Raw genomic sequence first — 25,593 nt, 5'->3', positions numbered from 1 at the left:
GTGCCCGGGCGTGCGGGATGCTCGCGAGCGATGCACCAGCAACGTCCCCGGCGGAGATGACCCCCTCATGCAGCTGCTGCGTACGGCCATGGCCTTCCTGCTGGCCTCCACCCTGAGTGCCTGCGCGGCGGGTTCCGAAGATGTGATCCTGGCGGCCTCGCCGGACGCCGTGGCCCGCGCCGCGACGACACCGGGGCCGCAATGCACGCGTGAGCAGGCGGCCATCCTGAACGAGGCGCATACGACTGCCCGCAACCGGATCCGCGACGGCATCCGCTTCCTGCAAAGAGACCCGGAAAGCCCGCAGGTCCGCCGCTGGTTCGGCGATGCCCCGGCCAAGATGATGCTGGAGGTCCTGACCAATACGCTGTCCCGCATGGAGCGGCGCGACAGCTATACGATGCACTGCAACGACATGAAGACCTGCGGGCGCGGGCAGATGGGCTATATGCGGCCGGGACTCAACATCGTCGGCGTCTGCCCGCCATTCTTCCGTGCCGGCATCAACGGCCAGGATTCGCGTTTCGGCATCCTGGTGCATGAGTTCAGCCATCTCGGCGGCCGCACCAGCGATTATGTCTACCAGCCGCGGGCCGCCCTGCTGCTCGCCAAGTCCGATTGGCTGCGGGCGGCCAGCAACGCCGACAACTACGAATACTTCATCGAGACGCTGCCTCGTTGACCTGGAGCATCGCGAGGCCGCCGAGCGCCAGGATGCCGAGTGCCGAGGTCAGCAGCAGCGCCCAGGGACCGGCGGCATCGACCAGCAGGCCGAAGGCCAGCGGCGCGATCGCCTGCACGACACGCGCCGGTGCGGTGACCAGACCCTGGCGCCGCCCGTAGCCGGCGGCCCCGAACAATGCCAGCGGCAGGGTGCCGCGCGCGATCGTCAGCATGCCGTTGCCGGCGCCATGCAGCAGAGTGAAGACCGAGGCCGCCGGGCCGCCGAAGAGCAGCAGCGCGGCGGCACCCACGGGATGGGTCAGGACCGCGATGCGCGCGGTCAGCAGCGGGTGTAGCCGGCGCAGCACCGAGAATTCGATGACCCGCGCGCCGACCTGCGCGAAGCCGACCAGCGCCGCGGCAGCCACCGCCGCGGCCGGGCTGGCACCCGCAGCGTGCAGCAGCCCCGGCAGATGCGCGCCCATGGCGCTGGCGGTGAAGCCGGCCACTGCGAAGACGAAGGCGAGGAGCACGAGGGCGCGACGCGGCGCAACATCCCCGGTATCGGCCGCCGCGCCGGTGGCAGGCGGTGGCGCCGCCGGCACCAGCAGCCGGTTGATCGGCAGGCCGAGCACCAGGTGCAGCGCGGCCCAGACGAAGCACGCCTCCCGCCAGCCGAAGCCGGCATCGATTGCCGCAGTCACCGGCCAGCCGATGGTGCTGGCGAAGCCCGCGATCAGCGTGATGCCGGTGATCGGGCCGCGCGCTTCCTTCCCATAAAGGCCGGCCAGGGTCGCAAAGGCCGAGTCGTAGAGGCCGAGCGCCATGCCGAGGCCGAGCAGCATCCAGGCGGTGACCAGCGTCACCGCCCCCTGCGCGAGGCCGAGCAAGGCGAGTCCTGCCGCGAAGACCAGGTTCGAAGCGACCAGCACATCCCGGCCGCCCCGCGCGTCGATCACCCGCCCGACCGCCGGGCCGAGGAAGGCGGTCAGCAGCAGCGCCGCCGAGAAGGCGCCGAAGACGAAGGTGGTGGAGACGCCGAGCGCTTCAGCCATCGGCCGCGCCAGGATCGCCGGCAGGTAATAGCTGGAGGCCCAGGACAGTGTCTGCGTCGTGCCGAGGGCGGCGATCACGCAAAGCTTCGATCGGTCAGCCATGCGCGATGCTGGAACGCCGCCGTTGGCGGCGGAAGAGGGATGACCTCAGCCGATCATCCCCCTCCCGCCTCGGTTCAGCCGATGGCCCGACCCCGTGCGGCCTCGTAGCGTGCCGCGAAACGCGGCTTGACGGCGGGGTTGATGATGCGCGGCGGCATGCGACCGGCGGCGACGTCCGAAAAGGCCAGGGCCGCGATGGTGGTGATCTGCGTCCGGCTCTCCTCGGTGACGCCGGCGGTGTGCTGGGTCGCGATCACCCGCGGGTCGTGCAGCAGCGGGTGATCGACCGGCGGTGGCTCCTGCTCCCAGACATCGAGGCCGGCGGCGGCGATATGGCCGCTCTCGAGCGCCGCCTGCAGCGCCGCTTCGTCGTGGATCGAGCCGCGTGCCGTGGTCACGAAGACCGCGCCGGGCTTCATCGCGGCGAAGGCGGCGGCATCAATCATGCCGCGGCTCTCCGGCGTCAGCGGGCAATGCACGCTCACCACGTCGGCTTCCGCCAGCAGCGTCGCCTTGTCCACCTTCTCCGCCCCACGGGCGGCGATCGTCGCTGCATCGAGATAGGGGTCGCAAGCCAGCACGCGGCAGCGGAAGGCGGCGTTCAGGATCTCGGCGGTGCGACTGCCGACATGGCCGATACCGAACAGGCCGACGGTCTTGCCGAGCAGGTTGCGGCCGAGGAATTGCTCCCGCCGCGCGGCCTGGCCGGCGAGCATGCCGGCATGGCATTCGGGGAAGCGCTTCAGCAGCGCGAGCATCAGCCCGACCGCATGCTCCGCCACCGCTTCCGCATTGCCGCCGGCCTGGTTGACCAGCAGCACGCCGGCCCGCGTGCAGGCCTCCGGATCGACCGGGTCATAGCCGGCGCCGGTGCTGGCCACGAACAGCAGGCGCGGCAGCCTGGCGAGCAGCGCGTCGGTGACGTGGAACGGCTTCGGGAGCTCGTCGCGGGAGGCCATGACGTAGTAGCCATCGCATTCCGCCAGCGCCGCGAGCATCGCCTCCTCCGGCTGGTCGAGGCCGATGCGCACGACCTCAAGGGCAGGGTCGGCGGCCGTGGTGTCCAGGAAGGCGCGATGGGGAACACGGTCGATATAGCCGACGCGGAATGGGGCGTTGGTCATGGTACGGGACAAAGGCGCGTTCCTCAGGCTGGACGTTCAGTGCAATGTCCGACGCACCGGACGAGGGCGCAAGAGGCCCCGACGCCGTCACGGCATGAAGCTGCCGCCATTGATGTGCCAGGTCTGGCCGGTCACCCATCCCGCCGCATCGGAGGCAAGCCAGACGCCGAGGGCCGCGATCTCCTCCGGCCGGCCGAGGCGCGGGATGGGCAGGGTCGCCGCCATGGCCGCGAGTTCCTCATCGGTGTTGCCGTGCCGCGGCTGTGCCGTGTCGGTGGTGCCGGGCGCGATGGCGTTCACGCGGATGCCGTGCGGGGCGAGAGCCAGCGCCATGGCGCGCGTCAGCCCGGCGACGCCGGCCTTGGTCGCGCTGTAGTGCACGCCGAGCGGCGTGCCGCGCAGCGCCTGGGAGGAGAGATTGATGATACTGCCGCCATGCCCGGCCGCCACCATGGCGCGCGCGGCCGCCTGGCCGCAGAAGGCGCTGCCCTTCAGGTTGACGCTGTGCACCGCGTCCCAGATCGCCTCGGTCATCGCCAGGAATTCGACGCGCGGGAAGATGCCGGCATTGTTGACCAGCACGTCGATGCGGCCGAGTGCCGCGACCGTGCCCTCGACCAGCGCCGCGCCTTCGGCGATGCGGCCGACATCGCCCTGCAGCGCCACGGCACGGCCGCCGAGCGCCGTCACCTCGGCCGCCACGGCTTCCGCCGCCGCCTGATCGTCCAGCCAGTTGATCGCGACGTCGTAGCCGGCGGCCGCGAAGCCCGCCGCCATGGCGCGCCCGATACCCTGCTGCGCGCCCGTCACCAGCACCACCTTCCGCATGGGAACTCCTCCTCGACCTGATGCGATGCAGCATGCCCTTGCCCAGGGCGGCGCGCGATGGTCGGATAAGGAGAAAGAGGAAACGGAACCCATATGGACAGGCTCTTCTCCCTCGGCGGACGGACGGCACTGGTGACCGGGGCCTCGGGCACGCTCGGCGGTCATTTCGCGCGCGTGCTGCATGGCGCCGGCGCGCGCGTGGCGCTGGCCGCCCGCCGCACCGAGGCGACGGCGCGGCTGGCGGCCGAGCTGGGCGATGGTGCGGTGCCGGTGCCGCTCGACGTCACCGACGCGGGCTCGATCGCCGCCTGCTACGCGGCGGCGGAGGCCGCCTTCGGCGAGGCTTGCTCGATTATCGTGAACAATGCCGGCATCGCCGTGACCAAGCCGGTGCTGGAGATGGCGCCTGAGGATTTCGACGGCGTGCTGGATGTGAACCTGCGCGGCTGCTTCCTGGTGGCGCAGGAGGGCGCGCGGCGGCTGGTGGCGGCGAAGCGGCCCGGCAGCATCGTGAACATCGCCTCCGTCCTCGGCACCCGCATCATTCCGGGTGTCGCCGGCTACACCGCTGCGAAGGCCGGGCTGCTGCACATGACCCGGCAGATGGCGGTGGAATTCGCGCGTTACGGCATTCGGGTGAACGCCATCGCCCCCGGCTATGTCGCGAGCGACATCAATGCCGGCTTCTTCGCCAGCGAGCCTGGCCAGGCGATGCTGAAGCGCGTCCCGCAGCGCCGCCTCGGCACGCCCGAGGATCTGACCGGCCCGCTGCTGCTGCTCGCCTCCGATGCCGGGGCGCATATGACGGGGTCGACCATCACCGTCGATGGCGGCCATTCGATCAACTCTCTCTAGAATGGATCGCCGCAGGGCGGAATCGCCCATAGGCGTGAATCCGTTCGTAGACCATAGGATCGCCCGATATGGACTTCTCCCTGCCGCCCGAGATCGACGCGCTGCGGCTGCGCATCCGGCGCTTCGTCGATGAACGGCTGATCCCGCTGGAGTCCGACCGCGCAAATTACGACGAGCACGACAATATCGCACCGCATGTGCTGGCGGAGATGCGGAAGCAGGCGAAGGCCGAAGGCATCTGGGCGCTGCAGATGCCGAAGGCGCTCGGTGGTGGGGGCTTGCCGCGGATCGGTATGGCCGCCTGCTACGAGGAGATGAACCGCTCCATCTTTGGCCCGGTTGTCTTCAACAGCGCCGCCCCCGATGACGGCAACATGATGATCCTGGAGAAGGTCGGGACCGAAGCGCAGAAGCAGCGCTGGCTGATGCCAATCATCGCGGGCGCAGTGCAGTCCGCCTTCGCGATGACCGAGCCGGGCGGCGCCGGCAGCGATCCGTCGCTGACCTATACCAGGGCCGAGCCAGTCGGGAATGACCGCTGGCGCATCACCGGCCGCAAGTGGTTCATCACCGGCGCCGGCAATGCCAAGCATTTCATCCTGATGGCCCGCACTTCCGACGACGAGCGCAAGGGGCTCACAGCCTTCCTGTTCCATGCCGACAGCCCAGGCTGGGAGATCGTCCGCCGCATCCCGATCATGGGGCCGGAGGAGCATGGCGGGCATTGCGAGCTGGTCTTCGACGGGCTGGAGATCCCGGACGAGGACCGGCTGCTCGGCATCGGCGACGGGCTGAAGGTGACGCAGATGCGGCTCGGCGTCGCGCGGCTGACGCATTGCATGCGCTGGCTCGGCCTCTCCAAGCGGTCGCTCGAGATCGCCATGGCGCATGTCGGCGAACGCCAGAGTTTTGGCAAGACGCTGCTGGACCGGGAGAGCGTGCAGGGCCTGATCGGGCAGGCGGCGATGGAGGTGCAGATCGGGCGCCTCTTGACCATGCATGCCGCCTGGATGCTCGATCAGGGCTCCTTCGCGCGGAAGGAGGTGTCGATGGCGAAGATCGTCGTCGCCGACGCCTTGCAGAAATCGGTGGACACGGCGCTGCAACTGCTCGGCGCCCGCGGCTATTCCAAGGACACGGTGATCGAGTGGATCTACCGCTATGCGCGCCAGGCGCGGCTGGTGGATGGCGCCTCCGAAGTGCATCGCATGGTGCTGGCGAATTTCCTCCGCAGCGAAGGCAGTGACTTTTTCGCCTGGGGTTCTGCGCATGGATGAGCAGCGCCGCGCCGCGGTCGAGACCTGGCTGCGCGGCGCGAGCGGCGATCCGGCGCTCGCGATCATCGGCGCGGTCCTGCTCTCGGGCGGCGCGATCCAGCAGAACTGGGCGATCGATGTCGAGCATCGCGGATCGGTGGAAGCATGGGTGCTCAGGACCGACAATGCCGCGACGCTCGCCGTCTCCCTGCCGCGCGCCGCGGAATACCGGCTGCTGCAGGCGGCGCAGGCCGCCGGCGTGACGGTGCCGGAGCCGCTCTTCCTCTGCGAGGATGCGACGGTCGCCGGCGCGCCCTTCTTCGTGATGCGGCGGGTCAAGGGCATCGCCGCCGGGTATCGCGTCGTGAAGAGCGAGTTGCTGGGTGGCGGGCGTGTGGCCCTGGCGGAGGCGCTCGGGCAGGAACTCGCGCGCATCCATTCGATCCGGCCGCCACGGCCCGATCTCGCTTTCCTGGGCGACGCCCCAGCCGATGCCGCACGCGCCTTCATCGCGGCGCAGCGCGCCGCACTCGACCGCCAGCACGCCCCGCGCCCGGCGATCGAATGGGGCCTCCGGCATCTGGAGCGGGAGGCGCCGGCACCGGTGCCGGCGGTCCTGACCCACAACGACTTCCGCACCGGCAACCTGATGCTGGATGAGCAGGGCGTCACCGCGGTGCTGGACTGGGAATTCGCGGCCTGGGGCGATGGCCATGCCGATCTCGGCTGGCTCTGCGCGAAATGCTGGCGCTTCGGCAACCTGGCGCAGGAGGCCGGCGGCATCGGGCCGCGCGCCGCGCTCTATGCTGGCTACGGCGGCGTGGACGATGCCAGCGTGCGCTGGTGGGAGCTGGCGGCGCATATCCGCTGGGCGGTGATCGCGGTGGATCAGGCGGCGCGCCACATCTCCGGCACCGAGCCGAACCTGGAACTGGCGCTGACCGGCCATATTGTGCCGGAGCTGGAGCTGGAGATCCTGCGGATGACGGGGGTGCCCGATGCATGAACAGCCGGATGGCGCCGCGCTGCTGGAGGCGGCGCGTGGCGTGCTGCTCGAGGAGTTGCTGCCGCACCTGCCGGAAGGGCTGCGCTTCGCCGCGCGCATGGTCGCCAATGCGATGGCGATCGCCGCACGCGAAGCCCGGCAGGATGGTGACCAGCAGGCGAAGTGCCTGGCCGCCGTCGCGGCGCTGACCGGCCCCGGCGACGCGCCGCTGGCGGCCTTCGCCAAGGCGATCCGGGCCGGCGGCTTCGATCCCGGAACGCCACAGCACGCCGCGGCCGCGGCCGCGCTGATGGATCTGGCCCGCGCCCGCTGCACAGTCTCGGCGCCCAAGGCCCTGGCCGAAAGCCCTTTCCGCGCTGCGGAATAAACGGCAGATTGGCTGGGCAAAGAACTCGGAGGGAACGGGGAATGGCGTCGGCGCTCGACGGGGTGGTGGTGCTCGATCTCACACGCGTGGTGGCGGGCCCGCTCGCGGCGCAGACGCTCGGCGACCTCGGCGCGGAGGTGATCAAGATCGAGCGCCGGGGTGACGGCGACGACCTGCGCGCGCTCGGCCCGCCCTTCGTGCCGGACACCGAGGACAGCACCTATTTCGTCGCGCTCAACCGCAACAAGCGCTCGCTCTCGCTCGACTTCGCGCAGCCCGAGGGGGCGGCGATCCTGAAGCGCCTGGTCAAGCGGGCCGATGTGCTGATCGAGAATTTCCGCCCGGGCACGCTGGCGAAGTATGGCCTGAGCTATGCGGATCTCCGCGAGATCAACCCCGGGCTGGTCTATTGCTCGGTGACCGGCTTCGGACAGGACGGCCCCTATGCCGAGCGCTCCGGCTATGATTTCGTCGCCCAGGCAATGGCCGGCGTCATGGCGACCACCGGCGAGCCGGACGAGGTGCCGGGCGGCGGCCCGATGCGGGTCGGCGTCCCGGTCGCCGACATGTTCACCGGGCAGGCCGGGGCGATTGCGATCCTGGCGGCGCTGCGCCACCGGGAGCGGACCGGCGAGGGCCAGGCGATCGACGTCAACCTGTTTGAGACCATGGCGGCGCTGCTGCAGCACCCGATGTCGGCCTGGCTGAATGCCGGCTACCGGGTGCGGCGCACCGGCAACGATGCCAGCGTCGCGGTGCCCTATGGCGTGTTCAGCGGCTCCGACGCCCGCTTCGTGATCGGGGTGCTGAACGACCGGGAATTCGTCCGCCTGGCAGCGGCACTCGGCCATCCGGAATGGTCCGAGGATGCGCGTTTCCGCCGCAACCGCGACCGGGTCGCGAACCGCACCCAGGTGCTGCAGATGATGCGCGACGTGCTGGTGACGCGGCCGCGCGCCGAATGGCTGGAGATCCTGCGCGAGGCGAAGATCACCAGCGGCCCGATCAACACGGCGGAGGACATCGAACAGGATCCGCATGTCCGGGCGCGTGGCCTGATCGTCGAGGTGCCGCACCACAAGGCCGGCCATATCCGCACCGTGGCCAGCCCGTTGCGCCTGTCCGGAACGCCCGTCACCTACCGCCACGGCATCCCGGCGCCGGGCGAGCACAGCGACGACATCCTGGCCCGCCATGCCGGCATGGGCGCCGCGGAGATCGCCGCGGCGCGAGAAGCGGGCATCGTCTGATGGAAGGGTTGCGCTTCACCCTGCGCGACACGCCGCCGGAAGCCGCGGCCCTGCGCGCCCGCGTCCGTGACTTCCTTGATGAGGCGGGCCGCGACTGGACGCCGGAGGTGCGGGCGCGATCCTGGATGGGCTTCGACCGCGCCTTCTCCCGCGCCGTCGGTGCGGAAGGTTGGATCGGGATGGGCTGGCCCACCGCTTATGGCGGGCACGCGCGCAGCGCCATGGAGCGCCTCGTGGTGCTGGAGGAGATGCTGGCCGCCGGCGCCCCGGTCGGGGCGCATTGGATCGGCGACCGGCAATCAGGGCCGCTGATCCTGCGCCTCGGCACCGAGGAGCAGCGCCGGCGCATCCTGCCCGGCATCGCAAGCGGCGCGCTCGCCTTCTGCATCGGGTTGTCGGAGCCTGATTCTGGCAGCGACCTGGCCAGCCTGCGCACCAAGGCGGAGCGGGTTCCCGGCGGCTGGAGGCTGAACGGCCGCAAGATCTGGACCACCTTCGGCCATCTCTGCGATTACATGATCGCGCTGGTGCGCACCTCTCCGGCGCCGGAGGGGGCTGCGAAGCACAAGGGGCTCTCGCAGCTCCTGGTCGATCTCAGGAGCTCCGGCATCACCATCCGCCCGATCCGGGAGCTGACCGGCGATGCCACCTTCAACGAAATCACCTTCGACGATGTGCTCTTGCCCGAGGACGCGCTGATCGGCCGGGAAGGCGCCGGCTGGGCCCAGGCGACGAGCGAGCTCGCCTTCGAGCGCAGCGGGCCGGACCGCATCCTCTCCTCCTATCCGCTGCTTGCCGAGGGTGTGACGGCGCTGGCCGGCGATACCGCCGCGGCCGAGCCGCTGGGACGCGAAGTGGCACGGCTCTGGACGCTGCGCCGCATGTCGCTCGCGGTCGCCGGCATGCTGGAGGATGGCGAGGATCCGTTGCGCCAGGCGGCGCTGGTCAAGGATCTCGGCAACAGCTTCGAACAGGCGCTGCCCGGCAATCTGCGCCGCCTGATCGACACCGACGCGATGCCGGAGGGAATGCGGCGCATGCACGCCTATCTGACGATGTTGGCGACCACCTTCAGCCTGCGCGGCGGCACACGCGAGATCATGCGCGGCATCATCGCCAAGGAGCTCGGCCTTCGATGAGCGAGGATCTCTCCGCCATCCTGCAGGAGCAGGTGGCGCGCGCGCTGACCGACGCGACGGATGTCGCGACGCTCCGCGCCCTGGAAACGGGCGCCTTCCCTCAGGCTGCCTGGGATGCGCTGGAACCGCTCGGTCTCGCGCTGGCGCTGGTGCCGGAAGAAGCGGGCGGCGCCGGTCTCTCGCTCGAGGATGCGGCGGGGCTGTTCCTGCTGCTCGGCCAGCACGCCGCGCCGCTGCCCCTGGCCGAGGGCATGGGCGCGGCATTGCTGCTTGCGGCTGCCGGGCTGCCGGTGCCGGAGGGCGTGCTGACCTTCGCGGCAGCGGGTGAAGCCGTGCCCTGGGGCCGGCATGCCGCGCATGTTGTGCTGGTGGATGGCGGGCGCGTATCGCTGCATCCGGCAGGCATCGCGACGCCGGGCGAGAATATCGGCCGCGAGCCACGCGATGCCCTGGCGCCTGGCCCAGCCCTGGAGGAGGGCGCGTTGCCGGCCCGCTTCGGTGCGGAGGCGCGCGGGCTGACCGCGCTGATCCGCAGTGCGCAGATGGCCGGCGCCTTGCAGGCGGCGCTGGCGCTGGCGGTCGACTACGCCAATACCCGGGTGCAGTTCGGCCGCCCGATCGGGCGCTTCCAGGCGATCCAGCAGCAGCTCGCGCTCTTCGCCGCCGAAGCCGCGGCGGCTTCGGTCGCGGCCCGCTCGGCGGCGCGTGCGGCCGACCGGCGCGGCCTGGCGGATGCCGGCTTCGAGATCGGCTGCGCCAAGATCACCGCCGGAGAAGCCGCCGGCACCTGCGCCGCCATCGCGCACCAGGTCTTCGCGGCGATCGGCGTCACCGAAGAACATGCGCTGCATCACTTGACCCGCCGCCTCTGGTCCTGGCGGGAGGAAGGCGGCACCGAGCGCTTCTGGGCGCAGCGTATCGGCGCGGCCGCGCAGGCGCGTGGCGGCGCCGCGCTCTGGCCCGACATCACCGCCCGCGACGAGGAGTTTTTGATATGACCGGCTTCATAACCACCGAGCGCGACGAGGGCGTCGTCACCCTCACCCTCAACAGGCCGGAGAAGCGCAACGCCATCTCGACCCGCGCCGAATGCGACGAGGTCGTGGATGCGGTGGAGGCGATCCGGCGCGATGACAGCGTACGCGTGCTGATCCTGACCGGCGCGGGCTCCGCCTTCTGCGCCGGCGGCGACCTCAAGGGCATGCGCGACCGGACCGGGATCACGCAGGGCGACACGGCCGCCGAGATGCGGGAGAGTTATCGGCGGGGAATCCAGCGCATCCCGCTGGCACTCTATGAGCTCGACGTGCCGACCATCGCGGCGATGAACGGGCCGGCGATCGGCGCCGGCCTCGACCTCGCCTGCATGTGCGACATCCGCATCGCCTCCGAGAAGGCGGTCTTCGCGGAGAGCTTCGTCAAGGTCGGCATCGTGCCGGGCGATGGCGGCGCCTTCCTGCTGCCCAAGGTGGTCGGCATGTCGAAAGCGCTGGAGATGTCGCTGACCGGGGATCCGATCAACGCCGCGGAGGCGCTGGCCTGCGGCCTGGTCTCCCGCGTCGTGGCGCCGGAGGAGCTGCTGCCGGCGGCGCGGGCGCTCGCCGCGAAGATCGCAGCCAATCCGCCGCAGGCAGTGCGCCTGACCAAACGCCTGCTCCGCGAAGGCCAGCACCTGCGGCTCTCGACTTTGCTCGAGATGTCGGCCGCCTTCCAGGCGCTGGCGCATGACACGCGCGATCATCGCGAAGCGGTCTCGGCCATGTTGGAAAAGCGCGCGCCGCGCTTCGAGGGGCGCTGAGATGGCGGACGACACCATCTCCCTCGCCGGCCAGGTCGCGATCGTCACCGGCGCTGGGTCCCGCACCGAGGGGATCGGCAATGGCCGCGCTACATCCATCCTGCTGGCGCGACGCGGCGCGAAGGTGCTGCTGCTGGATGTGGAAAGCGCCTGGATGGAGGCGACCGCGCGCGCCATTACAGCGGAAGGCGGCACCTGTGACACGCTGACCGCCGACGTCACCGTTTCAGCGCAATGCGAGGCGGCGGTCGCCAAGGCGGTGGCGAATTGGGGCCGGCTCGACATCCTGATCAACAATGTCGGCATCTCCGGCCCGCCGGGCAATGCGGTGGAGGTCGATCCCGCGGCCTGGGATCACGCCATGCGCGTCAATGTCGGCTCGGTGATGCTGATGTCGAAGTACGCGATCCCGGTGATGCGGAAGCATGGCAGCGGCGCGATCGTGAACCTCTCTTCGATCGCCGGGCTGCAGGGCGGGCACAAAGGCCTGCTCTATGCGACATCGAAGGGCGCCATCGTGCAGATGACCCGCGCCATGGCGGCGCATCACGGGCCGGAGGGGATCCGGGTGAACTGCGTGGCGCCCGGCTATGTCTTCACCCCGATGGTCGCGGTGCGCGGCGTCGATGAGGCGGCGCGGCAGGCGCGGGCGGAGGCAACGCTGCTGAAGACCGAGGGCACCGCCTGGGACGTGGCGGAGGCGATCGCCTGGCTGGTCTCCCCGGCCGCACGCTGGGTGACCGGACAGACCGTGCCGGTCGATGCCGGCACCAGCGCGGGCCAGACCAGCCTCGCCTCCCCGGCGCCCATTGCTGGCAGGACATCGTGACCACCATCCTGGTCGATGCCGATGCCTGCCCGGTGCGGGAGGAGATCTACCGTGTCGCCGCACGGCTCGACCTGCCGCTGGTGCTGGTGACCAATGGCGCGCGGCCGGTGCGGCCGCCGCCGTTGCCGAAGGCGCGCCTGGTGATCGTCGCCGAAGGCGCCGACAAGGCCGATGACTGGATCGCGGAGAACGCGACGGCCAGCGATGTCTGCATCACCGCCGACATCCCGCTCGCCGCCCGTTGCCTGGAGAAGGGTGCCCGCGTCATCACCCATAAGGGGCATGAGTTCACGCCGGCCAATATCGGCAGCGCGCTGGCTGGGCGGGAGCTGTCCCGGCATCTCAGAGAGATCGGCGCCAATGCGGGCGGCCCGGCACCGATGGCGCAGGCCGACCGGTCCCGCTTCCTCTCGGCGCTGGACCGCGTGGTCATGGCGGCGCTACGCGATCAGGTCGGCAAGGGATAGCGAAGGGACTTCAGTCCGCCTGCCCGAAGGGCGCCGCGACCGACTCCAGCGGCTGGCGCTCAGCGGCGAAGCCGAGCCGCCATTCCACTCCTGCCGCCAGCAGCATGAGCCCGGCCCCGAGCAGATAACCCCAAAGCAGCTCCATCCGCTCGCCGCCTTGGATCAGCACGCCGAAGATGAGCGGCGCGAAGATGCCACCGACCCCGGTGCCGATGGCGTAGAACACCGCGATGCCCATGGCGCGCATCTCGAGCGGAAAGCTCTCGCCGACCGTCAGATAGGCAGCGGAGGCGGCAGCAGAGGCGACGAAGAAGATCGCCGTCCACATCGCGGTCTGCTGCCAGGCAGAGAGCAGCTCGGCCGCGAAGAGCACCGCGGTCAGCGCCATCAGCCCGCCGGCGATGCCGTAGGTCGCGGTGATCATCACCCGCCGGCCGACGGAATCGAAGAGCGGGCCCAGCAGCAGCGGCCCCATCAGGTTACCGATCGCGAAGGGCAGCATGAACCAGCCCATATGCGCGGCCGGGATATCGTAGAATTTCGTCAGCACCAGCGCATAGGTGAAGAAGACGCCATTGTAGCAGAAGGCCTGGCAGGCCATCAGGGTCAGCGCCAGGATGCTGCGGTCCCGGTGCCTGTGGAACATCGCATGCACCACCTCGGCGATCGTGACATGGGCGCGCCGGTGCAGGCGGATCGGCCCGTACGCCGGCGGCGGCAAAGGCCCACGCTCCGCTGCGACCCGGGCCTCGATCTCGGCGACGATGCGCTCGGCCTCCTCCGGCCGGCCATGTGTCATCAGCCAGCGTGGGCTTTCGGGAATCCAGCGTCGCAGCACCAGCACCACAAGCGAGAGCCCACCGCCCACCACGAAGGCGATGCGCCAGCCGATCTCGGGATCGATGATGGCGGGATTGAGCACCACCAGCGCCGCGACCGCGCCGAGCGCGGCCCCGCCCCAGAAGGTACCGTTGATCGCGAGGTCGGTGGTGCCGCGCCGCCGCGCCGGGATCAACTCCTGGATCGCGGAGTTCACCGCGGCATATTCGCCGCCGATGCCGGCGCCGGTCAGGAAGCGGAACAGCGCGAAGGACCAGACATCCCATGCGAGGCCGGTCGCCATGGTCGCCAACATGTAGACCAGCACGGTGATGGTGAAGAGCCGCTTGCGGCCGAGGCGATCAGTCAGCCAGCCGAACAGCAGCGCCCCAAGCACCGCGCCCGCGAGATAGGCGGAGGCGGTCAGGCCGACCTGGGTTTCGGTCAGCGCCAGGGAAGGGCTGTTGTGGATCGCCGGGCCGAGCGAGCCGACCAGCGTCACCTCCAGCCCATCGAGGATCCAGGTGACGCCGAGGCCGACGCAGACCAGCCAGTGGAAGCGGGACCAGGGCAGGCGGTCGAGCCGGCCCGGCACATCGGTGGTGAAGATCGCCGACTCTCGCCGTGCGTCGTCCATGGCAGTTCCCCCTGGCGCCAGGGCGGGAACGCCTGGAACCGCCTGACGTTGCAGGCGGTGCGCAGCGATCAGGCCAGCAGCGCCATGAGCGGCCCGATCTCCGCTGCCGCCTCCAGCTCCCAGATTGCCTCGATCTGCCGGTCTGCGCGCCCCACGAAGCCCCCGATCGCGGCATTGTCACGGAACTTCGCCTCCAGCTCCGCATCGCTCATCGGGCGCTCGATGCTGCCGCGCGGGGCGGTCACGGTGGTTCGCGCCTCACGTCCATCCGCAAGCTGCACGGTGACGGTGGCGGCGCCGCGCGGCAGGCTGTCGTCAAGCAGCGCCACGACCTTGGCGCGGAAGGCTGCGAGCGCTGGATCGGTCACCGCCGGCATTTCGAAATCCGCGACCCCCGCGCGGCCGCGGATGAAGCCGAGTGCGGCGCTGTGATGGATGCTGACGCGCGCATCGCGCTCATTCCGCACCACGCGGTCGCCGCGTGCCAGCAGCAGGGCGTCGCCCGCGACGGTGACGCGCGCGATCGCCTCGGGCGGGACGCCGATGCTGTCCCGCAGCTCCAGGCAGGCATCGATGACGGCGTGGAAGACGATGCCGGCGGGATAGGGCTTGTAGGTGTTGCGCCCGATCTCCCAGTCGCTGCCGAGGCCTTCGGTGATGGCGCCGATGTCGCAGGCGTCTCCGGTTGCCCGCGCCCAGCCGAGCGGCCCTTCGATCGCGGCGGGGGCCGCCTTGTAGCCCTGTTCGGCGAAGAGCGCGGCCAGCATGCCGTGCCGCGCCGCATTGCCGACGCCGATATTCTTCGCGGCTGTCGGCAGGTTCTCGACCAGCCCCGCCGCCTGGCTCGCGGCGATGCCGATCGCGTGCCAGGTCCGCTCCGCGTCCAGGCCCAGCAGCCTAGCGCAGCCCGCCGCAGCGCCGAAGGCGCCGCAGGTGGAGGTGATGTGCCAGCCCCGCGCATAGTGCCCGGGCGAGACGGCATTGCCGATGCGGCATTCCACCTCCCCGCCCAGCAGAAAGGCATGCAGGACCGCAGCGCCGGAGAAGCCGCGCTGTTCGGCCAGGGCGAGGAGGGCTGGGGCCAGCGGCGCCGCCGGATGGATCACGGTCCGCAGATGGGTGTCATCGTAGTCCAGCAGGTTGGAGGCGATGGCATTCACGAAAGCGGCGCTCATCGGGTCCAGACGCGCGCCTTGCCCAACCACCGTCGCAGCAGGCAGGCCCGAGAAGGCGCGCATCACGGAGAGCGCCGTCGTCACCGCCGGATCCTGCGCGACGCCGAGCGCGCAGCCGAGATGATTCAGGATGGAGCGCTTGGCCTCATGACGCAGCGGGGCGGCGATATCGGCCCAGGCCGAGCCGGCGACGAATTTCCCCAGGATCTGGCCCGCAAAACGCGTGCTGTCTGACATCCCCGAAGCCCTTCTACTGCGCACGCACGATAAGGCCATCCCGCGCGGCCTGCGCCCAGCGGGCATCGTCCTCGCGCAGGAAGGTCGCGAATTCGGCGGGCCCGAGCGCACCAAGATCGGCGCCGATTCGGCTCAGCCTTTCCCGGATGCCGGCATCACGCAGCGCTTCCGCGATTGCCGCATGCATCGCGACCGCGATGGCGGGCGGCAGTGCGGCCGGGGCGACCATGCCGTACCAGCCGGCGAATTCGTAGCCGGGCACACCGGCCTCCGCGAGGGTCGGCACCTCCGGCAGCAGCGAGGTGCGGGCGGCGGTCGTGACGCCGAGCGCCCGGATGCGCCCGCCCTGGAGATGCGGCAGCGCCGCGACCGTGCTGTTCCAACTGGTCGGCAGATGGCCGGCGATCAGGTCGTTCAGCATTGGCGCGGCGCCGCGATAGGCGACCTCGACCATCTCGACGCCGGCCAGCCGCGTGAAGAGGTTGCCGGCATAGGAGATGGCGGCGTCGGAGGTGCCGAAGCCGATGCTGCGTGGCGCTGCCCGCGCTGCGGCCAGCAGCTCCGTGACATTGCGCCAGGGCTGCGCCGCGCCGACCGCGAGCAGCATCGGGAAGCGCGAGAGCAGCGCCACCGGCGCGAAGTCGCGCAGCGGCTGGAAGGGCATGTTGGGCATGACATAGGCGTTCATGACATGGCTGCCGGTATCGACCAGGAAGAGGTGCCCGTCCGCCTCCCCCCGCGCCACCACCTCGGACCCGACCAGGCCATTGGCGCCGGCGCGGTTCTCCACCAGCACCGGCTGGCCGAGGATCGGCCGCAGCCCCTCGGCAAGGGTGCGCGCGAAGACATCAGTGCCGCCGCCCGGCGCATAGGGCACCAGCAGGCGCACCGGCCGGCGCGGCCAGGCGGCCGTCTGGGCGGCCGCATGGGCGACAGGCAAAACAGCAGTGGCGGCGGCGAGCAGCGAGCGGCGCGACGGGCTGGGCATGGTACGAATCCCCCAGGGCGATTTTTGGTATCGATACCTTTTGAGAAGCATCCGGTAAAGCCGTGGCCGGGTGCTTGCTCGGCTCCATGCATCTCTTCTAATATTGTACCATGGTATCGATCCCAGAATCCGCCTCGACTGCCCCATCCCTGCGCGGCCGCCTCGCCTTGGTCACCGGCTCCACGGGCGGCATCGGCCAGGCGATCGCGCGCCGCCTCGCCGTCGCCGGCTGCGACATCGCGCTGCATGGGCTGGCCACGCCCGAGGAGGCGGCGCCGGCGGTCGCGGCGATCGCGGAGAGTGGCGTACGGGTGCGATATTGCCGCGCCGACCTCGCCGATCCGGCCGCCATCGCGGCGATGATCGAGAGCGCGGGTGCGATCGACATCCTCGTGAACAACGCCGCCACCCGCCATTTCGGCGCGGTCGAGAAGACCGATCCGGCCGCCTGGAACATGGACCTCGCGGTCAATCTCTCAGCCGCCTTCCACGCCATCCGCCTGGCGCTGCCGGGCATGCGCCGTCGTGGTTTCGGGCGGATCGTCAACATGTCTTCGATCTACGGCCTGGTCGGCACCCGGGACCGCGTCGGCTATGTCACCACCAAGACGGCGCTGATCGGCCTGACGCGCGCGGTCGCGCTGGAGACCGCCGAAAGCGGCATCACCTGCAACGCGGTCTGCCCGGGTTCGACCATGACGCCCAGCATCGAGACCCGCATCCGCGCCATCATGGACGAAGCGGGGATCAGCGCGCAGGCCGCCGCCGCCCGCTTCCTCGCCGGCAAGCAGCCGACCGGGCGCTTCGTCGACGCCGAGGCCATCGCTGCGATGGTGAGCTTCCTGTGCAGCCCAGCGGCGCGTGACATCACCGGCACCGCATTGCCGATGGATGGCGGCTGGTCCGCCGGATGACAGGGCGACGGATGCGCCGCTGGAGATCGACCCGTTCGCAAGCGCTCACGGGTCAAGCTCCAGAACCCTTGTCTGATCGCGTGATTCAGACTTTTCGGCCGAACCGGCCTCAGGTCATCACGCTCTGGGGGGAACGACAATGAACAGACGCACCATGATCGCAGCAGGCGTCGCCGCCGCCACGGCCGCCCTGCCGCGGGCGGCAGGGGCTCAGGCCTTCCCGACCCGGCCGGTGCGGCTGATCGTCACCTGGCCGCCCGGCGGCACCACCGATATCCTGGCGCGGCAGTTGCAACCACCACTCGCCGCGGCACTGGGCCAGCCGGTGGTGATCGACAATCGCGGCGGCGCTTCCGGCGCCATCGGGACAGGCGAGCTCGTGCGGGCGCCGAATGACGGCTACACCTTCGGCATGGTGACCAGCACGGTCATCTCCATGCCGCTGATGCAGCGCCAGTCCTGGCATCCGATCCGCGACACGACGCCGATCATTATGCATTCGCGGGTGGCGAATATCCTGGCGGTGCACCCGTCCGTGCCGGTGCAGTCGGTTGCCGAGCTGATCGCACTGGCGAAGCAGCGGCCGGGCGCGCTGGCCTTCGGCTCCCCGGGCATCGGCTCGGCCGTGCATATCTCGGGCGAGATGTTCAAGCTGATGACCGGCACGGACATGGTGCATGTGCCCTATCGCGGCGGCGGGCCGGCGCTGACCGACCTCGCCGGCGGCGCGATCCAGCTCATGTTCGGCAATGCCAGCTCCACCCTGCCCTTCGTGCGCGACGGGCGGGTGCGCGCCATCGCGGTGACCTCCGCCCAGCGCGCGGCCTATCTGCCGGATGTGCCGACCATCGCCGAATCGGGGCTGCCGGGCTATGCCATCGATGAATGGTATGGCTGCCTCGGACCCGCCAATATGGCGCCCGCGGCCGTCGCCCGTCTCAACGCCGCGATCGGGGAGATCATCTCCACGCCGGCGGAGCGGGCGAGGCTGCTGGACATGGGGGCGGAGGTGGTCGGCGGCAGTGCCGAGGCTTTCGGCCGGGTGATGGCCGAGGATATGGAGAAGATCGGCCGCGTCGTCCGCGACGCGCATATCCGTCTGGAGTAGCGCGATGGACAATCCTCTCACGGGCAAGGTCGCCCTGGTCAGCGGCGCGAGCCGGGGCATCGGCCTCGCCATCGCCCGGCGCCTCGCGGCCGCCGGGGCCGCGGTGGCACTGGTCGCGCGCTCGGCGGCGGCCCTGGAGGCGGAGGCCACGGCGCTGCCCGGCGCTTCCGCCTTCGCCGTCGATCTGCGCGAATCCGATGCCGGCGACCGCGCCGTGGCGGCGACGCTGGCGCGCCACGGGCGGCTCGACATTGTGGTGCACAGCGCCGGCGCCACCCAACGCGGCGACTTCCTGACCCTCGGCGACGATGCCTGGGCCGATGGCTATGCGCTGAAGCTGTTTGGCGCCGTCAGGCTCTGCCGCGCCGCCTGGCCGGAGCTCGTCCGCAACGCCGGCAGCGCCACCCTGGTCGCGGGCGTCGGGGGGCGGATCGCCAGCGCCGATTTCACCATCGGCGGCTCGGTCAACGCCGCACTGATGAACTTCACCAAGGCGCTGGCCGATCGCGGCGTCGCGGACGGTGTGCGGGTGAACGCGATCAACCCCGGCAGCATCCGCACCGATCGGCTGGCCCGGCGGATCGAGACGCTCGGCCGCGAGCGCGGCCTCGGCGATGCCGAAGCCGCGGCAGCCATCGCGGCCGAGACCGGCATCGCCCGCTTCGGCAGGCCGGAGGAGATCGCGGAGGTCGCGGCCTTCCTCGCCGGGCCTGGCGCCAGCTATGTGCAGGGCGCCATTCTGGATGTGGATGGTGGCTGGGTGCGCGCCGTCTGATGGTCAAGGGCAGATCGCCGGAGGACGGAAGCGTCCGGAGGCGTGAATCTCCCCGCCGAAACAATGGGCTGGAGCATTTGAAGTGAGCCCAAGCGAACGGAAAACGCTCCAGGGCGCCGACCGGGAGAACGGGGCCACGCGCATGCGCGACGTGGCGCGCGCCGCACAAGTCTCCACCATGACGGTATCGCGCGCGCTGAAGGATCCGGCAAAGGTCTCGCCCGAGGTTCGCAAGCGCGTCGCGGAGGCGGTCGCGGCGGTCGGCTACGTGCCGAACAAGCTGGCAGGCAGCCTCTCCTCCAGCCGCTCCAACGTCGTCGGCCTGATCATGCCGAGCATCGAGAACTCGCTCTTCAGCAGCACCATCCAGGGCATCTCGGACGTGCTGCGGCGGCATGACCACCAGCTCATGATCGCCGATACCGGCTACAGCGCGGAGGCGGAAGAGGCGGCCATCCGGGCCTTCCTGGCGCAGCGCGTGGCCGGGCTGATCCTGCACGACACCACCCATTCGCCGGCCGCTGTCGCGATGATCCGCCGTTCCGGCGTGCCGGTGGTGGAGAATGGTACGCTGACGCCAGAGCCTCTCGACATGGTGGTGAGCTATTCCAACGAGGATGCCTCGCGCGCCATGACCTTGCATCTGGCGCGGCTCGGCTATCGCCGCATCGCTTTCGTCAGCCTGCCGCTCGCCGCCAATGAGCGCAGCCGGGATCGCCGGCGCGGCTATCTGGCGGCGCTGGAGGAGAGCCGCCTCGCCGCCGATCCGCGCCTGGTGCTGGAGATGCCGCCCGGCCTCGCCTCCGGCGCCGAGGCGCTGCTGCGGCTGGTGGAGGGCGGCGGCGATCCCGACGCGATCTTCTTCGCCGGCGACGTGCTGGCGATCGGCGCCGTGCTGGAATGCACGCGGCGCGGCTGGCCGGTACCGGGCAAGGTCGCGATCGCGGCCTTCGACAATTTCGACCTACTCGGCCATCTGGTGCCGCCGGTGACCACGCTGAAGCTGCCGCGGCTCGAGATCGGGCGGCGCAGCGCCGAGGTGCTGCTGGACCGCATCACCGGCCGCTCGCGCGCCGCGGTCGCGGTGGATCTGCGCTTCGAGATCATCCATCGGAGTAGTACGTAATTCTGGCCTCAGGCGCCGGAGTCATCATTGTCCTCAGGCGCCGGCGGCCGCATCCGCGGCCTTGGCTAACGCGCTGTCAGGGCGCGCCCGGCGCGACGGATGGTCGCGCGCGGGCCGCGTTCGCGGCCTCGGGGCATCGCTGCGCTCGCCCCGCAGAAACCAGTGGCGGCCTGCGGCCGCAAGGGGCAGGTGGGCGCTGGGTGGCTTGCGTCGCTTATGGTATCGATACCATAATTGCCGCGACAGAGCGGCATGAAACCCGCGTTGACCGGCATTGCCGGCTGGTATCGCTAGAGGGAAGGGAACCGTATGGCCGATCAGGTTCTGGGATTCATCGGGCTGGGGCAGATGGGCAGCCGCATGGCGGCCCGGCTGCTGGAGGCGGGGCACAGCGTCGTCGTCAATGATCGGTCCGAGGCGGCGGTCGCGGCCCTGGTCGCCAAGGGTGCCATCGCCGCGGCGAGCGCGCGGGAGGTCGCCGACCGCGCCGATATCGTGCTGGCCAGCCTGCCCACCCCGGCCGTGGTGCGCGCGGTCGCCATCGGGCCCGGTGGCGTGCTGGAAGGCCAGCGCGCGCGGCGCTTCGTCGACCTTTCGACCACCGGTCCGCGCGTCGCCGGCGAAGTCGCGGCCGCCTTCGCCGAAGCCGGGCGCAGCACCTTCGACGCGCCGGTCAGCGGCGGCATCGGCGGCGCCGCCAAGGGCAGCTTGGCCATCATGGTCTCCGGCCCGCGCGGCGAATACGACACGCTGGAGCCGATCCTGCAGGTGCTGGGCAGGACCTTCTTCTGCGGGGAGAAGCCGGGCCAGGCCCAGGTCATGAAGCTCTGCAATAACCTGCTTTCGGTCGCGGCGCTGGTCGTCTCCTCCGAGGCACTGGCGATGGGGGTGAAGGCCGGGCTCGACCCCGAATTGATGTGCGAGGTCATCAACGCCAGCAGCGGCCGCAACAGCGCGACCCAGGAGAAGATCCCGCGTCACGTCATCCCCGGCGGCTTCGATTTCGGCTTCGCGACCGGTCTGTCGCTCAAGGATGTCGGCCTCTGCGTCGACGAGGCAGGGGCGATGGGCGTGCCGATGATCGTCGGCAGCGCGGTGCGCCAGATGATGGCGGTCACCAGCGCGACCTTCGGCCCCGACAGCGACATGACCGCGGTCGCCCGGACGGTCGAGCAATGGGCAGGGGTGGAGATCCGCAAGCCATGAACAGGACATTCCAGATCGGGCGCCGCGGTGCGCTCGCCCTCGGCGCCGCGCTGGCGTTGCCCGGCATCGCGCGCGCCGCCTATCCGGAACGCCCGGTGCGCATCATCGTCCCCTGGCCGCCGGGCGCCTTCGCCGATGTGGTCATGCGCTCCCTGGCCCAGGCGATGCAGGGGCCGCTCGGCCAGCCCGTGGTGATCGAGAACCGCCCCGGCGCCACCGGCGCCCTCGGCACCGAGGTGGTTGCCCGCGCCCAGCCGGATGGGCACACGCTGATCCTCGGCAATGCCGAGACGCATGCGATCAACCCGCTAGTCTATCCACGCCTGACCTACAACCCGGTCGCCGACTTCACCCCGGTCAGCCTCTTCGCCCGCGCGCCCTTCGCGCTGGTGGTCGGCCAGGGCTCCGGCGTCACGGACCTGGCCGGCTTGCTGGCCAAGGTGCGCGGCGCGCCAGGGCGCGTCACCTACGCGTCCTGGGGTGTCGGCAGCACCTCCCACCTGACGATGGAGCTGCTGATCAAGGCCGCGGGACTCGACATGCTGCACGTGCCCTTCACCGGCCAGGCGCCGGGGATCACGGCTGTCATCGCGGGCCAGGTCGACGGCATGTTTCTGACCGCCGGTGGCGCCGAGGCCGCATCCCGGGACGGCCGCGTGAAACTTCTGGCCGTCTCGTCGGCCGAGCGGGTGCCGCTGCTGCCGAATGTGCCGACCTTGCGCGAGCTCGGCGTCGCGGTCGAAGGCGGCAACTGGTTCGGCCTGCTCGGCCCGGCCCGCATGCCGGAGGCTGCGGCGACAACGCTTGCCCATGCGATCGCGGAAGCCAGCCGGGTGCCGGCGGTCGCGGAGGTCTTCCGCGCCCAGGCGGCGGTGCCGAGCACGACCACGCCCGAGGGTCTCGGCCGCTTCATCGCCGAGGACCGGGAGCGCTGGGCGGACCTGGTGCGGGCGCTGAATATCCGCCTCGAATAACCATTCGGGGGCTGGCGGCCCCCTTGCCCTTTCGCGCATCGTGGCCAGCCTCGGGGACGGCCACCACACGGAGGGCGGGATGCGCACGCGTTATCGGATTGAACGGCGCCGGCTGCTGGCAGGCGGGACCGGGCTGACGCTGGCGGCGGTCGCCGGCGCCCGGGTGCCGCTGGCGCAGTCGCTCGACCGCGTCAGCTTCCAGACTAATTGGCGCGCCCAGGCCGAGCAGGGCGGCTACTACCAGGCGGTCGCCGCCGGCATCTACCGGCGCCACGGCATCGAATGCGAGCTGCGCCAGGGCGGGCCGCAGCAGAACCCGGCGCAGCTCCTGATCGGCGGGCGGGTGGACATGATCATGTCCACCGGCTTCCAGGCGCTGAACTATGTGCGGGAGAACCTGCCTTTCCTGACCATCGCCGCGATGATGCAGAAGGATCCGCAGATCCTGATGACGCATGAAGGCAACGGCATCAATTCCTTCGAGGACATGCGCGGCCGGCCGATGCTGATCGGCAGCGCGAGCCGCGTCACCTATTGGCCGTTCCTGCGCGCCCGCTTCGATTTCACCGACGCGCAGATCCGGCCCTACAACTTCAACCTGACGCCGTTCCTGGTCGACCGCATGGCGATCCAGCAGGGCTTCGTCTCGGCCGAGCCCTTCGCGGCGATGCAGGCCGGCGCCAGGCCCCGCGTCTTCCTGATCGCCGATGCCGGCTACGAGAACTACCAGACCACCATCGACATCTCCCGCCGCATGGTGGAGGAGAAGCCGGACCTGGTGCAGCGCTTCGTCAATGCGTCGATCGAAGGCTGGGCGCAGTACATGGCGGGGCGCAACACGGATGCGGCCAATGCGCTGATCAAGCGCGACAACCCGGACATGGACGATGCCAAGATCGCCTATGCGGTGCGCGCGATGAACGAGCATGGCATCGTGAAAAGTGGCGATGCCGACCGGCTTGGGATCGGCGCGATGACCGAGGAGCGCTGGATCCGCTTTCACCGCACCATGGCCGATGCGGGCCTCTATCCGCGCGACCTCGACGTCCGGCGCGGCTTCACGACGCGCTTCGTCAACAAGCGCGTCGGCCTCGCTTGATACCGCCGAGCCTTGCTGCTGACCTGCTTGCTGTTGGCCTGTCGGCGACAAGGCTCGGCGGTATCGCGCGCGGGGTTGGCGGGGCGGACGGGTTCCCATCGCAAGGCGATGTTCATGGGGCCCACGCGCGCCAAACAAAGACTCTCATACCGGGCCAGCCTATAGGCTGGCCGGTATGAGTGGGCTCGCGCTGCAGGGCGTCGCGAAGCGCTACGCGACCGGAACGCTGGCGGTGCAAGGCGTCGAGCTTACGGTGGTGGAGGGCGACTTCGTCGCGCTTCTCGGCCCTTCCGGCTGCGGCAAGTCGACGCTGCTCCGGCTGATCGCCGGGCTGGACGCGCCGACCGCCGGCCGCATCGAGCCGTCGCCGGAGGCCCGGCGCGACATCGGCTTCGTCTTTCAGGAGCCGACGCTGATGCCCTGGGCGACCGCGCTCGGCAACGTCACCCTGCCCCTCATCCTCGCCGGCGTGCCGAAGCCGGAAGCGCGGGCCCGCGCCATGGCGGCGCTCGAGAGCGTCGGTCTGACGGACCAGCACGGCGCCTATCCGCGGACGCTCTCGGGCGGCATGCGCATGCGGGTCTCGATCGCCCGGGCGCTGGTGACCAGGCCGCGCCTGCTGCTGATGGACGAGCCCTTCGCCGCGCTCGACGAGATCACCCGCTTCCGCCTGAACAACGACCTGCTGGCGCTCTGGGAGCGGGAGCGCTTCACCGTGGTCTTCGTCACCCATTCGGTGTTCGAGAGCGTCTATCTCGCCCGCCGCGTCCTGGTCATGGCATCCCGCCCAGGCCGCATCGCCGCCGACCTGCCGATCGATGCGCCGCAGCCGCGCGACGAGGCATTCCGGACCTCGGCCGGCTATGCCGCGCAGTGCCGCGCGGTGTCGGAGAGCCTCCACCTGGCGATGGCGGCATGAGCGGCCTGACATTGCCGGAGCCGGAGCGCGACGCGCGGCGCGTGCTCGGCCTGACGTCTATGACCTGGATGCGGCTGCTGGCCCCCGGGCTGCTCGGCCTGCTGTTCCTGGCCGGCTGGGAAGCGCTGGTCGAGATGCGCGGCATTCCGCCCTATGTCCTGCCAGGGCCGGTCGAGATCGCGCGCACCCTGGTGCGCGACTGGTCCTCGCTCTCGGTCTCGCTGCTGGTCACCCTGCAGATCACCGCGGCAGCGCTGGCAGTCGCGGCCGGGCTCGGCCTGCTGCTGGCCGTGGTCTTCGCCCAGTCCCGGATGATCGAGCTGTCGCTCTTTCCCTATGCGGTGATCCTGCAGGTGACGCCGATCGTCGCCATCGCGCCGCTGATCATCATCTGGGTCGATGACGTCTGGGCCTCGCTGCTGATCTGCGCCTGGATCGTCGCCTTCTTCCCGGTGCTGTCGAACACCACGCTCGGGCTGAACGCCACCGACCGCAACCTGGAGGACCTGTTCCGCCTCTACCGCGCCAGCCGCTGGCAACTGCTCTGGCGGCTCAGGCTGCCGACGGCCCTGCCCTATTTCCTGGCAGGCTTGCGCATTTCCGGCGGCCTGGCGCTGATCGGCGCCATCGTCGCGGAATTCGTGGCCGGCACCGGCGGCAACGCCTCCGGCCTTGCCTTCCGCATCCTGGAAGCCGGCTACCAGCTCCAGATCCCCCGCATGTTCGCGGCGCTGGTGCTGGTGTCCGGCACCGGCATCGCCATCTTCCTGGCGCTCACGCTGCTGTCCCACCTATTGCTGCGGCGCTGGCACGAGAGCGCCGTCGATCGGCGGCGGTGAGCAAGGTGGGGGCAAACTTTGAAGACAATCCTCGGTGC

At 70.4% G+C, this 25,593-nt stretch carries 26 protein-coding genes; 20 read left to right on the top strand and 6 right to left on the bottom strand.

Annotation, left to right across the window (positions count from 1 at the left end):
• The first annotated feature begins 67 nt into the window (after nt 1–67).
• On the top strand, nt 68–682 hold the full coding sequence (locus GXW71_RS20850) for a M35 family metallo-endopeptidase (protein WP_211854604.1): 615 nt from the start codon (nt 68–70) through the stop codon (nt 680–682).
• On the opposite strand, the gene GXW71_RS20845 is transcribed toward GXW71_RS20850, so the two are convergent.
• The 3 genes from GXW71_RS20845 to GXW71_RS20835 all read right to left on the bottom strand — a co-directional run bounded on the left by GXW71_RS20845 (nt 660) and on the right by GXW71_RS20835 (nt 3,772).
• On the bottom strand, nt 660–1,820 hold the full coding sequence (locus GXW71_RS20845; protein WP_211854603.1) for an MFS transporter: 1,161 nt from the start codon (nt 1,818–1,820) through the stop codon (nt 660–662). The genes GXW71_RS20850 and GXW71_RS20845 overlap by 23 nt on opposite strands.
• A 74-nt stretch (nt 1,821–1,894) precedes the next feature.
• Complete coding sequence (locus GXW71_RS20840; RefSeq protein ID WP_246526746.1) at nt 1,895–2,956, bottom strand: NAD(P)-dependent oxidoreductase; 1,062 nt, start codon at nt 2,954–2,956, stop codon at nt 1,895–1,897.
• A gap of 75 nt (nt 2,957–3,031) precedes the next feature.
• Entirely contained in the window at nt 3,032–3,772 is a 741-nt protein-coding gene (locus GXW71_RS20835; protein WP_211854602.1) for an SDR family NAD(P)-dependent oxidoreductase, read from the bottom strand.
• A 93-nt stretch (nt 3,773–3,865) separates the two neighbouring features.
• On the opposite strand from GXW71_RS20835, the gene GXW71_RS20830 reads away from it, so the two are divergent.
• From GXW71_RS20830 to GXW71_RS20785, 10 genes are all read left to right on the top strand, one after another.
• Nucleotides 3,866–4,627: an SDR family NAD(P)-dependent oxidoreductase gene (locus tag GXW71_RS20830; RefSeq protein ID WP_211854601.1), complete on the top strand. Its 762-nt coding sequence runs from the start codon at nt 3,866–3,868 to the stop codon at nt 4,625–4,627.
• 68 nt (nt 4,628–4,695) lie between these two features.
• On the top strand, nt 4,696–5,904 hold the full coding sequence (locus GXW71_RS20825; RefSeq protein ID WP_211854600.1) for an acyl-CoA dehydrogenase family protein: 1,209 nt from the start codon (nt 4,696–4,698) through the stop codon (nt 5,902–5,904).
• On the top strand, nt 5,897–6,889 hold the full coding sequence (locus GXW71_RS20820) for a phosphotransferase family protein (RefSeq protein ID WP_211854599.1): 993 nt from the start codon (nt 5,897–5,899) through the stop codon (nt 6,887–6,889). Before GXW71_RS20825 ends, GXW71_RS20820 begins: the two co-directional genes overlap by 8 nt.
• The gene (locus GXW71_RS20815; RefSeq protein ID WP_211854598.1) at nt 6,882–7,256 is read left to right on the top strand and encodes a DUF6285 domain-containing protein; all 375 of its coding nucleotides are present in this window, start codon (nt 6,882–6,884) and stop codon (nt 7,254–7,256) included. The genes GXW71_RS20820 and GXW71_RS20815 overlap by 8 nt, the downstream gene beginning before the upstream one ends.
• A 41-nt stretch (nt 7,257–7,297) precedes the next feature.
• On the top strand, nt 7,298–8,506 hold the full coding sequence (locus GXW71_RS20810) for a CaiB/BaiF CoA transferase family protein (protein ID WP_211854597.1): 1,209 nt from the start codon (nt 7,298–7,300) through the stop codon (nt 8,504–8,506).
• On the top strand, nt 8,506–9,645 hold the full coding sequence (locus tag GXW71_RS20805; RefSeq protein ID WP_211854596.1) for an acyl-CoA dehydrogenase family protein: 1,140 nt from the start codon (nt 8,506–8,508) through the stop codon (nt 9,643–9,645). Before GXW71_RS20810 ends, GXW71_RS20805 begins: the two co-directional genes overlap by 1 nt.
• Nucleotides 9,642–10,643 carry an acyl-CoA dehydrogenase family protein gene (locus tag GXW71_RS20800; protein WP_211854595.1) on the top strand — a complete coding sequence of 334 codons (1,002 nt, stop codon included), beginning with the start codon at nt 9,642–9,644 and terminating at the stop codon, nt 10,641–10,643. The genes GXW71_RS20805 and GXW71_RS20800 overlap by 4 nt, the downstream gene beginning before the upstream one ends.
• On the top strand, nt 10,640–11,443 hold the full coding sequence (locus GXW71_RS20795) for a crotonase/enoyl-CoA hydratase family protein (protein ID WP_211854594.1): 804 nt from the start codon (nt 10,640–10,642) through the stop codon (nt 11,441–11,443). The genes GXW71_RS20800 and GXW71_RS20795 overlap by 4 nt, the downstream gene beginning before the upstream one ends.
• A gap of 1 nt (nt 11,444) precedes the next feature.
• The gene (locus GXW71_RS20790; RefSeq protein ID WP_211854593.1) at nt 11,445–12,272 is read left to right on the top strand and encodes an SDR family NAD(P)-dependent oxidoreductase; all 828 of its coding nucleotides are present in this window, start codon (nt 11,445–11,447) and stop codon (nt 12,270–12,272) included.
• The gene (locus GXW71_RS20785; RefSeq protein ID WP_211854592.1) at nt 12,269–12,739 is read left to right on the top strand and encodes a YaiI/YqxD family protein; all 471 of its coding nucleotides are present in this window, start codon (nt 12,269–12,271) and stop codon (nt 12,737–12,739) included. Before GXW71_RS20790 ends, GXW71_RS20785 begins: the two co-directional genes overlap by 4 nt.
• Nucleotides 12,740–12,749: 10 nt before the next feature.
• Here GXW71_RS20785 and GXW71_RS20780 read toward each other — a convergent pair whose 3' ends face one another.
• From GXW71_RS20780 to GXW71_RS20770, 3 genes are all read right to left on the bottom strand, one after another.
• Nucleotides 12,750–14,195 (bottom strand): MFS transporter, encoded by a 1,446-nt coding sequence (locus GXW71_RS20780; RefSeq protein ID WP_211854591.1) that lies wholly within the window; start codon nt 14,193–14,195, stop codon nt 12,750–12,752.
• Between the two features lie 68 nt (nt 14,196–14,263).
• Entirely contained in the window at nt 14,264–15,607 is a 1,344-nt protein-coding gene (locus GXW71_RS20775; RefSeq protein WP_211854590.1) for an MmgE/PrpD family protein, read from the bottom strand.
• A gap of 13 nt (nt 15,608–15,620) precedes the next feature.
• Nucleotides 15,621–16,595: a Bug family tripartite tricarboxylate transporter substrate binding protein gene (locus GXW71_RS20770; protein WP_211854589.1), complete on the bottom strand. Its 975-nt coding sequence runs from the start codon at nt 16,593–16,595 to the stop codon at nt 15,621–15,623.
• Between the two features lie 110 nt (nt 16,596–16,705).
• Here GXW71_RS20770 and GXW71_RS20765 point away from each other — a divergent pair, with 110 nt between their 5' ends.
• The 9 genes from GXW71_RS20765 (at nt 16,706) to GXW71_RS20725 (ending at nt 25,555) form a co-directional block, all read left to right on the top strand.
• Nucleotides 16,706–17,509 (top strand): SDR family oxidoreductase, encoded by an 804-nt coding sequence (locus GXW71_RS20765; RefSeq protein WP_211854588.1) that lies wholly within the window; start codon nt 16,706–16,708, stop codon nt 17,507–17,509.
• A gap of 139 nt (nt 17,510–17,648) precedes the next feature.
• Nucleotides 17,649–18,617, top strand: a complete 969-nt coding sequence (locus tag GXW71_RS20760; RefSeq protein ID WP_211854587.1) for a Bug family tripartite tricarboxylate transporter substrate binding protein — start codon at nt 17,649–17,651, stop codon at nt 18,615–18,617.
• A 4-nt stretch (nt 18,618–18,621) separates the two neighbouring features.
• Nucleotides 18,622–19,392 (top strand): SDR family oxidoreductase, encoded by a 771-nt coding sequence (locus GXW71_RS20755; protein WP_211854586.1) that lies wholly within the window; start codon nt 18,622–18,624, stop codon nt 19,390–19,392.
• A 142-nt stretch (nt 19,393–19,534) separates the two neighbouring features.
• Nucleotides 19,535–20,518, top strand: coding sequence for a LacI family DNA-binding transcriptional regulator (locus GXW71_RS20750; protein WP_211854585.1), 984 nt, complete (start codon nt 19,535–19,537; stop codon nt 20,516–20,518).
• 309 nt (nt 20,519–20,827) lie between these two features.
• On the top strand, nt 20,828–21,724 hold the full coding sequence (locus GXW71_RS20745; protein WP_211854584.1) for an NAD(P)-dependent oxidoreductase: 897 nt from the start codon (nt 20,828–20,830) through the stop codon (nt 21,722–21,724).
• Complete coding sequence (locus GXW71_RS20740; protein ID WP_211854583.1) at nt 21,721–22,698, top strand: Bug family tripartite tricarboxylate transporter substrate binding protein; 978 nt, start codon at nt 21,721–21,723, stop codon at nt 22,696–22,698. Before GXW71_RS20745 ends, GXW71_RS20740 begins: the two co-directional genes overlap by 4 nt.
• A gap of 79 nt (nt 22,699–22,777) precedes the next feature.
• The gene (locus GXW71_RS20735; protein ID WP_211854582.1) at nt 22,778–23,797 is read left to right on the top strand and encodes an ABC transporter substrate-binding protein; all 1,020 of its coding nucleotides are present in this window, start codon (nt 22,778–22,780) and stop codon (nt 23,795–23,797) included.
• A 175-nt stretch (nt 23,798–23,972) separates the two neighbouring features.
• Nucleotides 23,973–24,716 (top strand): ABC transporter ATP-binding protein, encoded by a 744-nt coding sequence (locus tag GXW71_RS20730; RefSeq protein WP_211854581.1) that lies wholly within the window; start codon nt 23,973–23,975, stop codon nt 24,714–24,716.
• 59 nt (nt 24,717–24,775) lie between these two features.
• Nucleotides 24,776–25,555, top strand: a complete 780-nt coding sequence (locus GXW71_RS20725; protein ID WP_211854619.1) for an ABC transporter permease — start codon at nt 24,776–24,778, stop codon at nt 25,553–25,555.
• Nucleotides 25,556–25,593 lie beyond the last annotated feature (38 nt).

It is taken from the genome of Plastoroseomonas hellenica (genome assembly GCF_018129085.1).
In the GTDB taxonomy this organism is placed as follows: Bacteria; Pseudomonadota; Alphaproteobacteria; order Acetobacterales; family Acetobacteraceae; genus Plastoroseomonas; species Plastoroseomonas hellenica.
The sequence above is the reverse complement of the archived record's forward strand: the minus strand, read 5'-3'. Positions and strand labels throughout refer to the sequence as shown.